Raw genomic sequence first — 12,954 nt, forward strand, 5'->3', positions numbered from 1 at the left:
GTGTGAACGACTTTGTAAGCGCATTGTGGCGGTGTGTTCCAGAACACGGGGCAAGGGCCGGCAGGATTCGGCGGACCGTCGGGCGCGTTGCGGCCGGGGCCCGGCTTCGGCTAAACCGGCGCCGTTCACCCGCCGCACGGCCGCCTGGGGCGGATCGGGCCGACGCGGCGGGGCGCCGACAGCCGGTCTTCTTCGCCGGCATCCTTCGCGAGAGAGCCCGTGACCTTTCCCTCCGCCCTGCCCCTGCAAGCCCAGACGGTTCCGACCCAGGCGATGCCGGCCGTCACGCGCCTCGGGCGCCTGTTCGGCCGTGGGCGAAAGGCGGAAGCCGTGGCGGCGGAGCGGGACGGCGCCTCCGCGACTTTCGGCGGGCCCGGCATCCTCGCGGTGGCCGGCCTCAAGAAGAGCTACGGCGCCCGCACCGTGGTGCACGATGCCGGCCTGACCGTGCGCAACGGCGAGGCGGTGGGCCTGCTCGGCCCCAACGGCGCCGGCAAGACCACGATCTTCTACATGATCACCGGCCTCGTCTCGGCCGATCGCGGCACGATCAGCCTCGACGGGCACGAGATCACCCGGCTGCCGATGTACCAGCGCGCCCGGCTCGGCATCGGCTACCTGCCGCAGGAGGCCTCGATCTTCCGCGGCCTCAACGTCGAGGACAACATCCGGGCGGTGCTCGAGGTGGTGGAGCCCGACCGCAAGACCCGCGAGCGCAAGCTCGATTCGCTGCTGGAAGAGTTCAACATCACCCGCCTGCGCAAGTTGCCCTCGATCGCGCTGTCGGGCGGCGAGCGGCGGCGCTGCGAGATCGCGCGGGCGCTCGCCTCCTCGCCGTCGTTCATGCTGCTCGACGAGCCCTTCGCGGGCATCGATCCGATCGCGGTCGGCGACATCCAGGAACTGGTGATGCACCTCAAGGGCCGCGGCATCGGCGTGCTCATCACCGACCACAACGTGCGCGAGACGCTCGGCCTGATCGACCGGGCCTACATCGTCCATTCCGGCCGCATCCTCACCGAGGGCACGCCCGAGGAGATCGTCGCCGACGAGGACGTGCGGCGGCTCTACCTGGGCGAGGATTTCCGCCTGTAGGCGGCGCCCGCCCCGGCGCCGGTTCCGGAAAGTCGCAGCGGGCCGCGGGCGGGCCGGATCCGGCAAAGGACCCAGGGATGCCGGCGACGACCCTGCCCCGGGCGAGATCGGGCGGCCGCCTGCGCTTCGTCCCGTCGCCCGGTCGGCTCGCCTCCCCTTGGGTCGCGGCGACGGTCCGGTCACGATGAGCCCATTCTCCACTGGCGCCGGACTGGCCCCGGCGGCACCCTCCCGGACGGTCGGCGCCGGAACCGCCACGTCCGCTTTGACGCGTGCCACGCTTCGGTTTAAAGCTACATTCAGAGACATGAAGCAAGAGTCGTGCCGACCCCGGCCGAAACCGGGGCGTCGCATGTCGGGGCTGGCTGATGGGTTTGCTGCAACGGCTCGAGATGCGCCAGGGCCAGGCCCTGGTGATGACGCCGCAACTCCTGCAGGCGATCAAGCTTCTGCAACTCTCCCACCTCGACCTCGCCGCCTACGTTGATGCCGAGCTCGAGCGTAACCCGCTGCTGGAGCGGGCCGAGGCCGAGGCGCCCGAGATCGGCGATTCCCGGGGCGAGGGCCATGGCGAGGCCGCGGAGGCCGGCCGGGACGGGGGCGACGGCGACGGCTTCGACGCGGATTTCGGCGGCGACGGCGCGGCCGAGCCCTGGCTCTCCCACGACCTCAACCCGAGCCGCAGCGAGATCGAGGGCGATCTCGGCACCCGCCTCGACAACGTGTTTCCCGACGAGGGACCGGTCGGCCGCGAGGCGCCGGTGGGCTCCGAGGGGCTGTCGCTGACCCCCGCCCCCTGGGGCAATGCCGGCGGCAGCTTCGACGGCGACGCGCCGGATTTCGAGGCGACGCTGACGAGCGAATCCTCGCTGCACGAACACCTGTCGGCCCAGCTCGACCTCGCCACCCGCGATCCCGTCGAGCGCCTGGTCGGCGGCTTCCTGGTCGACGCCATCGACGAGGCCGGGTACCTGCGCGAGGACCTGCCCGGGCTCGCCGAGCGCCTCGGCGTCGCCATGCCGGTCGTCGAGCGGGTGCTGGCCCTGGTCCAGGGCTTCGACCCGTCCGGCGTCGGCGCCCGCGACCTCGCCGAGTGCCTGGCGATCCAGTTGCGCGAGCGGGACCGGTTCGATCCGGCGATGCAGGCGCTGGTCTCGCGCCTCGACCTCGTCGCCAAGCGCGACCTCGCGTCCCTGCGCCGCCTGTGCGGGGTCGACGACGAGGACCTCGCCGACATGCTCTCCGAGCTGCGCCGCCTCGACCCCAAGCCCGGCCGCGCCTTCGGGGCCGGCCCGGTCGAGGTGCTGGTGCCGGACGTGTTCGTGCGCGCGGCCCCCGACGGCTCCTGGCTGGTCGAGCTCAACAGCGAGGCCCTGCCGCGGGTGCTGGTCAACCAGAGCTACTACGCCACCGTCACCCGCGGCCCGCAGACCGAGACCGACAAGGCCTTCCTGTCGGAATGCCTGCAGACCGCCAACTGGCTCACCCGCAGCCTGGAGCAGCGCGCCCGCACCATCCTGAAGGTGGCGAGCGAGATCGTGCGCCAGCAGGACGGGTTCTTCGTCAACGGCGTCGCCCACCTGCGCCCGCTCAACCTGAAGACCGTCGCCGACGCGATCGGGATGCACGAATCCACCGTCTCGCGGGTGACCTCGAACAAGTCGATCGGCACCAGCCGCGGCACCTTCGAGATGAAGTACTTCTTCACCGCGGCGATCCCCGGGGCGGCGGGTGCGGCGGCCCATTCCTCGGAGGCCGTGCGCCACCGCATCAAGCAGCTCATCGACGGCGAGGCCAACGACGTCCTGTCGGACGACGCCCTGGTGCAGCGCCTGCGCGGCGAGGGCGTCGACATCGCCCGCCGGACGGTGGCGAAGTACCGGGAATCCCTGCGCATCCCCTCCTCGATCGAGCGCCGGCGCGAGCGTGCCGCGATGCCGGCGCGGTGAGGCGGGGGCCGGCCCGGCCTTCGAGCTGAGCCGGCTTCGTTGACTTCGCGTCCGCGCGTTCCTAGCTCTTGAAGCGCTGGCCCCGTGCCTGAGACGTCCCCGGGACGCGGGCCGACGAACGACGAGACCGGAGGGAGCCAATGGCAGCGTTGCGCGTGTCGGGTCGTGGCGTGGACTTGGGGGAAGCCCTGAGGACACGGGTGGAGGAGCGGATCTCCGCGGCCCTCGCCAAGTACTTCGACGGTGCCTACCACGGCCATGTGACGGTCGCGCGGGACGGGGCGGCCTACCGCACCGATTGCGTGCTGCATCTGCCCTCGGGCATCACCCTGGAAGCGTCCGGCACCGCCCACGACGCCCATGCGAGCTTCGACCAAACCGCCGAGCGGATCGAGAAGCGCCTTCGCCGCTACAAGCACCGCCTCAAGGCCCATCCCAACGGCCACGCCAAGGAAGTCGGCCTCGACGGCGGCCTGCCGGGGAGCCTGCCGGGCCGCGAGGCCGTGATGGAGGCGGCCTATTCGGTGTTCGAGGCGCCGGAGGAGGATACCGGCGAGCACCCGCCGATCATCGCCGAGAGCACCCGCACCCTGCACCGGCGCACGGTGAGCGAGGCGGTGGTGGAGCTCGACCTCACCGGTGTCCCCGTCCTCGTCTTCGTTCACGCTGGCACCGAGCGGGTCAACGTCGTATATCGTCGGGGCGACGGCGCGATCGGGTGGATCGATCCGCCGGAACGCGGCACTCCGTAAGCGGGCTCGAACGCCCTCTCCCGGAAGGCCTCCGGTCCTGGAACAAGTGCGGGGCGCCGATGCGTCCCCGCCGATGAGGCAGCGGTTTCGATGCCATTGCTGGAATTCCTGAAGCCGGAGGCGGTCCTCCCGGCGCTGCGGGCGCAGGGGAAGAAGCAGGTTCTGCAGGAGCTGGCCGCCCAGGCGGCCCGCCACCTGCCGGGCCTGGACGAGCGCGAGATCTTCGAGACGCTCCTGCAGCGCGAACGCCTGGGCTCGACCGGCATCGGCGAGGGCGTGGCGATCCCGCACGGCAAGCTGCCGGGGCTCGACACGCTGTTCGGCCTGATGGCCCGCCTCGAGCGCCCGGTCGACTTCGAGGCGCTCGACGGCCAGCCCGTCGACATCGCCTTCCTGCTGCTCGCCCCCGAGGGCGCCGGCGCCGACCACCTGAAGGCGCTCGCCCGGGTCGCCCGGGTGCTGCGCGAGCCCGGCATCATCGACCGCATCCGTGCGGCCCGCGATGCCGACGCGCTCTACGCGCTCCTGACTCAATCCCCCGCCCAGGCGGCGTGACCGGCGTGACGATGCGGACTTCCCTTCTCGCGGCGGCGTGCCTGCTCGCCGCGGCCGCCCCGGCGCGCGCCGTCGACGGCACCTGCGCCCGCGACCTCCTGGTGGCGCAATCCTCGCAGAAGACCGCGATTGAGCGCCTGGAGATGCTCGGCGACAGCGACGCCGACCGCTGCCGCGGCTGGCGCCAGCACGTCGACACGATGCGCCGCGCCGCCACCGTCTACGGCCGCTGCCTGTCGGGCGCGGAGCGCAGCGAGCGCCTGGCCCAGGTCCAGGGCTCGGAAAAGGAATTCTCGGAGATGCTGCGCACGCGCTGCAAGGGGCGGTAGGCCTCGCCTGCGCCGGCGAGCCCGGAACGGGCTCCGTCACGGTTCCGGGCGTCACCGCACCAGCGGCTCGGCCACCACCTTCACCGAATGGCCGCGGCTGACCAGCACCGCCGCGCTCGAATGCTCGGGGTCGGTCTCGAACCGGGTGCGGACCCAGGCGACCAGGAACTTCGCGTATTCGGAGGCGAGCAGCCGCGCCGAGGCCGGGTGGCGCCACCACTGGTCGGGGTCGATCCCCTCCGAGACGACGGGGTGGGGCACGACCCGGTGCCCACCCTCGAGGGCGTGGTCGAGTTCCACCAGGGTGCGGGGCATGTGGTAGTTCGAGGTCACCACCGCGACGCTCTGGAACCCGTTCTCGCGCATCCAGCGCCGGATCTCGATGGCGTTGCCGATGGTGTTGCGGGCTCGGTAGTCGAGGTCGACGCAGCAGGCGATCAGGTGCTGCTGGCCCGGGTTGAGCCGGGCGATCTCCTCGCGGCTGGTGCGCTCGTTGACGCCGGTGATCAGGAGGCGCCGTCCGTAGCCGCCGGCGAGCAGGTCCATCGCATCCTCGATGCGCTGGGCCCCGCCGGTGAGCGCCACGATGCCGTCGGAGGGGCCGAGCGGCAGCCGCTCGGACCGGGCGAGGCCGGCCACGAAGGCGAGGAAGCCGAGGCCGAGGGCGAGGCCGGAGGCGAGGCCGAGACCCGCGACCCCGAGGGCGAGGCGGCGGCGCAGGCTCCACCGGGCCGGGGGCGGTCCCTCGGATCCGCCGCCCGACCAGGACCAGCCCACCACGTCGCCGGTTCGCGTTGTCATTCCACGCTGCATCCGCGAGGTCATCTCACCCCTGTCGAGCATAGTGCCGATTGCGGCGCCCCGGAGGCAACCGCGCCGGGGGCCGATTCGTTCATCGCGACGGCGTCTCCCTGTGAAGAGCGGGCACACCGAAGGGACCGGCGCCAGGATAGCGACCGTTCCTGGCGCCGGGCTGTCGCGGGAGCCGCCGTCTAACTAGAAACCGGCTCGACGGGCTTGAGTTCGCAGGTAAATCCGTGGCGCTCGATCTGCCGGACGAACGCCCTTGCGCGGATGGCGGGGGCAGCCCTGGGGCCGTGATCGGGCCCGGGATCGCGCAGTCCGTGCCGGTCACGAGCATGTGGTGGATCGCCGTCAACATCGAGGAGGAGACCGCGCAGATCGCCTTCTCGGGACCGCGCCGGCCGCGCAGACGCTGGAACCGCGCCTCGGTGTATCTCACGTTCTTGCGCACCCCGGCCCCGGCCGCCTGCACCAGGGCGGTCTTGCGGCCGGGCACGTTCTCGACGTGGGCGGCGTTGGCCAGGATCAGGGTGTTGGTGTCGGCGTCGAGCACCCGCCAGACCGGGCGCCAGTAGATGCCGGCGGCCTCCATGGCGACGTGGGTGCAGCCATGCCCGTCGAGCCAGGCGGAGAGGTCGAGCGGGGCGGGCCTGGTGGTGGCAAACGTGCGCACCTCATGCGGGACCTTGCTGCCCTCGGCCAGTCGGATGGCTGCGACGACGGTCTCCTTGTAGATATCGAGGTCGGCACAGCGGAGGTAGAGAACCTCCATCACGATCTCCTCGCCGTCGCGCCGTCGGCGCCGGCTCACACGAGATCGAATCTACGAACTCCTAGAGCGCTTCACGATCGCATTGCAATCGCGAAGCGCTCTAGGTTTTTGATTTTGCTGCATTTTCTTTGACGAACCGGCATCCACTTCGTCGGAAAATGCTCTAGCAGAACTCGCTTCGGTGTCTGATAGGTGATCGAAATTGTAGGCGCGAAACCGGTTCAGATAGATGCTCGAAATGACGCGCTCCGGGTCTGGCCCGGGGAGCGGCCCGTGACGCAAGCAAGAAAACTGAAGAGAAGTCCGGATCCAACTGATACGCGGGTTGAGCACACCAAGGACCAAGCGATCTCTCCGCCGATGGCGCGCTCCCCATGACATATGTTTTATCCGCAAGGGGCCGCAACGCCGGCGAACAACTCATATGACATTCGATCGATTGCTCGGCGATGCAGATTTCGGCTTCGCCCGAGCGCCGAGCCATCTGGTGATACGAGATCCGGAAGAGTGCCTCCGGATCTCGTATCAGAGCCTGTTTGACGTGCGGCGACACAATCGCGAGGGGATTTTCTCTCCTACCCTCCACCTCATCCTGAGGTGCGAACGCAGTGAGATTCGAAGGAGGGATCCAGTAATCTCGGAGGCTTCTGGAGCCCTCCTTCGAGGTCAGTCGATCGGAGATCGCGTGCGATCTCCGATCGCCGGCACCTCAGGATGAGGTCGCTCGTGGGATAGAGCATGTCGATCGGTCAAACAGGCTCTCACACACTCGACGGTCATACCCTCCTAATCAGGATCGAACCGCATCGATGAGGTTGCGAGAGAACGCCTCGAACGAAAAATGTCCGGCAGCATACTTCAACGAACCATCCGATAGGCGACGCCACAAGTCAGCACCGGTGTAGAGCTCAATACATTTCTCCGCGAACGACTCGGCATCGTCGGCGGTCAGGAACATCTGGCCATCGGCTTCGCCAATTTGCTTTCCAATTACGTCGGTCACGACCATCGGGATGCCGCGTGAGATGGCCTCGACGCATTTCTGCGGGATACCGGCTGCGGACAGCGTCGGAACGACGAAGACACGATGGTCGTTCATCGGGACGTTCGTGTCCGGAACCATTCCGAGGTAGTGGACGCCGTCCGCGGAGAGCCACTGTGGCTTCGGCAGCTTCTCGTGCCAGAATCCAGCAATATTGAACACGGCGTTTGGCAATGCCTTCCTTATCAGAGGAAGAACATCGGTGACAAACCACTCGAGACTCTGGTAGTTAGGCGTCCATTCTCCATGCATAGCGCCGATGAAGAGGAAGTCTCGCCGTTCTTCGAAACTCTTGATCCCCTCCGCAACTTCCGCGGTACCGGACAATATCAGGCTCTTGTTTTTTATACCGGAAATTTCGGCTATGTTACGATCCAATTCATTGACGTAAACAACCTTATCGAAGTATTCCGCAACCGCCAACTCGCGTCTGACTGCAGCCTTGAGGTAGAGATTGTCTTTGTAGTTATCAGGCAGCGACCCGAATTCTTCCCTGACACAGGCGACCGCCTCCGTATCGAGAATCAGGACAGGCCGTTTCCGGAGCGTGCTGATGGCCTTCAGGGACTTCGAGAATCTGTTGGCATTGTGCGCGCGGCACACCTGGATCGCGAGCAGATTCGGAATCGACTCGATAAAACCCTCCAGATCGTAGTTCATTTCGTCGGCGTAAACGATTTTTGCGCCGTGAATATCGCTGGATTGGGTTTCATGCTCGTAGCGCGACGCCCTGTTGCATACGACAACCACGACATTGATACCGTCGAGCGACAAAGCCTTGATCGCATCGTTCGTTCTGCTGAAACCCGACCCGATCCAGCGCAGAGGAATGAGATCCTCGACAATAATGACCGTCGGCCTCTCGAAAAAGCTGAGATCGGCGACCAAATGCCGGCCGGCCAAGCTGGGGAACGATTTTTCCGAAAGAAATTTCTTCTGCTTGTCGCAAAACATCTGTTTTCGAGACAGGATCATACCATGAGAGGCTTGAGGAGGCCGGCCCTTGCTGAAGCTCGCATATTCATAGTGGATCACTTGGACGCCGGGAACGTACCAGACCTCCGATCCCGCCTGATAGATACGAGCGCACAGGTCGGTCTCTTCGTAATATCCAGGCTTAAAAATCTCGTCGAATAAACCCACCTTGTCCAAGGTGCTTCTGCGCACAGCGAGGAAGCAGCCTGAGCAGAAATCAACCTTTCTCGGATAAGAATATCGAAAACTGCTGGGATCGTCACCACGGCCGTATCCGAATGTCGAGCCATCGGCCCAAACTGCGCATCCGGCTTCTTGAAGGACGCCGGACGTGCTGATGATTTGACCGCCTATTGCACCGGCATCCTTCTTGTCGTCTAAAAATGCAACGATGTTTGTAATCGCGTCGGGAAGGACGACGATATCGTTATTGGCAAATACGACGATGTCTCCGGTGGAATGAGTAGCCCCCAAATTGCAACCCCCGACGTAGCCGCCATTCGATTGCGCTCGAACATATTTTAGGTTTTTATAGTATTTTTCCAGATTGACGGTGTCGTCGGTGGAGCCGTTATCGACTACGACGATTTCATAAGATTTGAAATCACTCGACCTGATCGACTCGATGCACTGTATAGTCATTTCGACTTGATTGTAGACCGGTATGACTATAGAGATTTTGGCCTTGTTCAGCAGCGGGAGCTCGACGGGCTTCCGGCGTGCGACCTTATTTGCGACGGCGAAGGCGATCTTGCTGAATGCGATCTTTGTCGAGTCCGAATCGGCAAAAATACTTCTTAGATCGTTACCAATGTTACGACCCTCTTTGAAGCCGACATCAATGAAATGCTCAAAATAGGAATTGTAGAATTTTTTCTTGATCAGGCGTTCAATATCGGGATTCGATTCCTTATAAATTTTCAAATTCATATATTGATTCGGATTTCTATACTCATCGATACCGTCAGTCAAGAAATGGGAGAAGGCAGAGCTGATGTTTCCAGACCGGACAGCATTTTCGATATCTGGGTAGGTTTTCAAATAATAATTTTCGTCGAAATCTGGAATGGATGATACTCCCCTGCCGAGGCCTTCTCTCAAGAAGTGCTCGTAAGGACCACCGCTATAGCTATTCCGTCTCTCGTCGTTCATGATCTGCGAGCGATACCACTCACCATCAAACAAAGGAGAAGGAGAGATTCCGTCGTAGATGCCGGCCGTCAAGAAGTCGCGGACTGCAACTTGTGGAGATATGTCTCGCTTTTTGGCGTAAAAATAGCTATTGAACAAGTTGCTAAATCGGCGGACCTCAACATCCTGAACCGACATAAAATGCAGATATCCAGAATGAATTTCGCGCTGGTCCACAGCGTGCTTGATATCCGGATTATATTTCAAATATGCATCCTCTGCATATATCCAATGCGGTGAATTTCTAATGCCTTTTTTTACATTATTCATATAATGATAAAGATCGCACACCTCCGTATCATAAATCAAAAAATTTGCTCGATAATAAATGCAATCAAATACTGGGTTCGGATTATGATTTAATCTGAAGCCTTTTTCAACGTAAAAGTCGTAAATCTCTTCCTGAGAATTCGTATCGATACCTCCAAGAAAAGAGCCATATCTCTCAACATACCAGCTGTGATCGAACAGACTCCTGAAACGAACATCCCAACCGTTGCTTACGATTTCCGCGTACATATTTATATCCATCCACGATTAGTGTTTGTATTGTTGGAATGCCTTAACTATTTGCTCATTCTTCTATTTCTCCCGAAGTTCGAGGGCTTCTCGTGTCGATAAGGCTTGCCGATAATCCGACGCCGGCAGGCCCGGCGAGCGGGGATGCGACAATGGCCTTCGTCCCGCGTCGAGGTCTGGAGGCATCACGTCGGCCGAGGTCCCGGCGAGAGGAGCCCGCGCAGCCCTCGGCGGAGGATGTCCGGTCCGCCTCGCGTCGAGACAGTCCTCGCGCGGTCAGCGGCCATACACGTCCTCGATGCGGATGATGTCGTCCTCACCCGTGTAGCTGCCGACCTGCACCTCGATCAGCTCGAGCGGTATCTTGCCCGGATTGGCCAACCGATGGACGCAGCCGATCGGCAGGTAGGCCGCCTCGTTCTCGTGCACGAGCCGGACCACGCCGTCCACCGTCACCTCGGCGGTGCCGCGCACCACGATCCAGTGCTCGGCGCGGTGATAGTGCCGCTGCAGCGACAGTCGCCCGCCCGGCTTCACGGTGATCCGCTTCACCTGGAAACGACCCCCGATGTCGATGCGCTGGTAGGAGCCCCAGGGCCGGTACATCAGCCGGTGGGCGTCCGCCTCCGGCTCGCCGGTCCGCCGCAGATCCTCGACGAGGCCTTTGACCCCGCCGCCGGCCGCGCGGCTCGTCACCAGCACCGCGTCGTCGGTCGCCACCACCACCACGTCGTCGAGGCCGACCACCGTGGTCAGGATCTCGCCGGAGGAATGCACCAGGCTGTTGCGGGTGTCGCGCAATGCCACCCGGCCGCGCCGCGCGTTGCCGTCGGCGTCCCTGTCCGAGACCTCCCAGAGGGCGCCCCAGGTGCCGATATCCGACCACGGGAAGGTCACCGGCAGCACGCCGGCCCGCCGGGTCCGCTCCATCACGGCGTAGTCGATCGAGATCTGCGGCGCGCGGGCGAAGGCGTCGGCGCCCAGGCGCAGGAAGTCGAGGTCGCGGGTCGCGGTCTCGAGCGCCTCCCGGCCCGCGGCCAGCACCGCCGGGGCGTGGGCCTCGAGTTCGTCCAGCATCACGTCGGCCCGGAACAGGAAGTAGCCGCCGTTCCACAGGGCGCCGTCATCGATCAGGGCCGCGGCGCGCGCCGCGTCCGGCTTCTCGAGGAAGCGTGCGACGCCGCGGGCGCCGCTCTCGCCCGCCGCCCCCGCCAGGGGGTTGCCGGGCTGGATGTAGCCGTAGGCCGTGGACGGGCCGGTCGGGGTGATGCCGAGCGTCATGATGTGCCCGGCCTGCGCGCCGGCCCCCGCTGCGCGGGCGGCGGCCACGAAGGCCGCGTCGTCGCCGACCGCGTGGTCGGCGGGCAGGATCAGCACCAGGGCCTGCGGGTCGCGGGAGGCGGCGTGGAGCGCCGCGACGGCGACGGCGGGCCCTGAATCGCGCCGGCACGGCTCAAGCAGGATGTCGGCCTCGATCCCGCCCTGGGCGAGTTGCTCGGCGACGAGGAAGCGGGCGTCGTTGGCGGTAACGACCGTCGGCCGCGCGAACACGGCGGCGTCGCCGAGCCGCGCCGCGGCGGCCTGGAACGACGAGCGCTCGGGCTCGGCCAGCGGGATGAACTGCTTGGGAAAACTCTCGCGGGAAGCCGGCCACAGCCGCGTGCCCGACCCGCCGCACAGGATCACCGGGTGGATCAAACGGTCGTTTTCGAACGTCATAACAGCTTTTCTCTTCCAAAAGCACGCGAGACGGTCGCGCTGGTGATGCATCTTAAGGCTAAAGACTGGGAATGATTGGATTATTACAATACATTCTCCCGCCTTACTGAAGTCTAGCGATCCGACCAGGGATACCGACGAAGCGTGTACACCGCCGGACGCCCGGACACCAGGGACCGGCCTGCACACGGACCGATCGACCGATGTGCTGGGATTGATTGGTCGATCCCCGCGCTACTCCATCCGCGTGACGGATGATCGCGCGAAGAGCGACACGCCGATGACGGAACCTCGCCGCGGGCCGTCGCGTCGCCGGTCCGGTACGCCGTCCCGATGCGGGAGGGGAGCACGGGCCGCCGGGCGATGGGCCGGGCATCGATCCCGCCGTTCGGCCGTGACGGCGATTCCGGCCCCGGTGGCGTCCGGCAGAGCGCGGGCGCGGGACGCGTCCGGGCCGGCTCGCGTGTTTTCCGTCCGCCTTCACGGCTGCGTCTTCGGCAGATATCGGGCCGACGAGGCGCCGCGCGGGACGGCGACGGCATTTCCGCGCCATCGGACGGGCAAGGCGTCCCGCCCCCGCCGTCATCCCTCCCGCCCGAACCACATCCGCCGCAGCGTCCCGTCCCGGCGCACCAGATGATGGTGCAGGGCCGCGCCGACATGCAGCGCCACGAGCCCGACCAGGGTGAAGGCCGCGACCTGATGCACCTTGAGGATCGCCTCGCCCACCGGCATGCCGCCGGAGATCGGCAGCGTGAGGGGCAGGGTGAAGTACAGCATCACCGGGGCGCAGCAGGCCGAGGTGCCGGCCCAGCCGAGCAGCGGCACCAGCATGATCAGGGCGTAGAGCGCGAGATGCGAGGCCCGGGCCGCCTGGTGCTGCCAGGCCGGCAGGCCGGCGACGAGGGGCGGGGCGCCGCGGGCGGCGCGGACCAGCAGGCGGGCGAGCGCCAGGGCCAGCACGGTGAGCCCGACCGACTTGTGCCACTCGTAGAGCGCGTTCTTCACCGCGCCGTCCGGCCAGTTCGCCATGGCGAGCGCCATCGGGACCAGCGCGAAGACCAGGACGGCGACCGCCCAGTGCAGCACCTTCTGGGACGGGGCGTAGGTGGCACGGAGCGTCATGCGGCCTCACTCCTGGGGTGTATGGCTAACCTGGACAATCGCGAAAGGTTGATGGAGGGATCCGAGGAAGGCGGAGCCGGACTTCCCACATGCCGTGCGGTGCAACCGCGGCGGCGTGCGTCCCGGG

At 65.5% G+C, this 12,954-nt stretch carries 10 protein-coding genes; 5 read left to right on the forward strand and 5 right to left on the reverse strand.

The window, feature by feature from the left end; genetic code table 11:
* Positions 1-219 precede the first annotated feature (219 nt).
* From lptB to BMX97_RS12390, 5 genes are all read left to right on the forward strand, one after another.
* Positions 220-1,095, forward strand: coding sequence for an LPS export ABC transporter ATP-binding protein (gene lptB / locus BMX97_RS12370; protein ID WP_091750160.1), 876 nt, complete (start codon positions 220-222; stop codon positions 1,093-1,095).
* A gap of 368 nt (positions 1,096-1,463) precedes the next feature.
* Positions 1,464-3,044 (forward strand): RNA polymerase factor sigma-54, encoded by a 1,581-nt coding sequence (gene rpoN, locus BMX97_RS12375; RefSeq protein WP_091750163.1) that lies wholly within the window; start codon positions 1,464-1,466, stop codon positions 3,042-3,044.
* 140 nt (positions 3,045-3,184) lie between these two features.
* Positions 3,185-3,796, forward strand: a complete 612-nt coding sequence (raiA, locus tag BMX97_RS12380; protein WP_060845371.1) for a ribosome hibernation-promoting factor, HPF/YfiA family — start codon at positions 3,185-3,187, stop codon at positions 3,794-3,796.
* Positions 3,797-3,886: 90 nt separating this feature from the next.
* Complete coding sequence (ptsN, locus tag BMX97_RS12385) at positions 3,887-4,351, forward strand: PTS IIA-like nitrogen regulatory protein PtsN (protein WP_048451812.1); 465 nt, start codon at positions 3,887-3,889, stop codon at positions 4,349-4,351.
* Between the two features lie 11 nt (positions 4,352-4,362).
* Positions 4,363-4,680, forward strand: a complete 318-nt coding sequence (locus BMX97_RS12390) for a hypothetical protein (RefSeq protein WP_091750653.1) — start codon at positions 4,363-4,365, stop codon at positions 4,678-4,680.
* Positions 4,681-4,731: 51 nt separating this feature from the next.
* On the opposite strand, the gene BMX97_RS12395 is transcribed toward BMX97_RS12390, so the two are convergent.
* The 5 genes from BMX97_RS12395 to BMX97_RS12415 all read right to left on the reverse strand — a co-directional run bounded on the left by BMX97_RS12395 (position 4,732) and on the right by BMX97_RS12415 (position 12,827).
* A complete protein-coding gene (locus BMX97_RS12395) occupies positions 4,732-5,481 on the reverse strand; it encodes a YdcF family protein (protein WP_091750166.1) in 750 nt (249 codons plus the stop codon).
* A 91-nt stretch (positions 5,482-5,572) separates the two neighbouring features.
* Positions 5,573-6,256, reverse strand: a complete 684-nt coding sequence (locus BMX97_RS12400; RefSeq protein WP_091750169.1) for an IS110 family transposase — start codon at positions 6,254-6,256, stop codon at positions 5,573-5,575.
* Between the two features lie 790 nt (positions 6,257-7,046).
* Positions 7,047-9,983: a glycosyltransferase gene (locus tag BMX97_RS12405; protein WP_177202199.1), complete on the reverse strand. Its 2,937-nt coding sequence runs from the start codon at positions 9,981-9,983 to the stop codon at positions 7,047-7,049.
* A 276-nt stretch (positions 9,984-10,259) separates the two neighbouring features.
* Positions 10,260-11,702, reverse strand: a complete 1,443-nt coding sequence (locus BMX97_RS12410) for a mannose-1-phosphate guanylyltransferase/mannose-6-phosphate isomerase (RefSeq protein WP_091750175.1) — start codon at positions 11,700-11,702, stop codon at positions 10,260-10,262.
* A gap of 582 nt (positions 11,703-12,284) precedes the next feature.
* Positions 12,285-12,827: a cytochrome b gene (locus BMX97_RS12415; RefSeq protein ID WP_091750178.1), complete on the reverse strand. Its 543-nt coding sequence runs from the start codon at positions 12,825-12,827 to the stop codon at positions 12,285-12,287.
* Between the last annotated feature and the right edge of the window lie 127 nt (positions 12,828-12,954).

The organism is Methylobacterium sp. ap11 (assembly GCF_900110515.1).
Classification (GTDB): Bacteria; Pseudomonadota; Alphaproteobacteria; order Rhizobiales; family Beijerinckiaceae; genus Methylobacterium; species Methylobacterium ajmalii.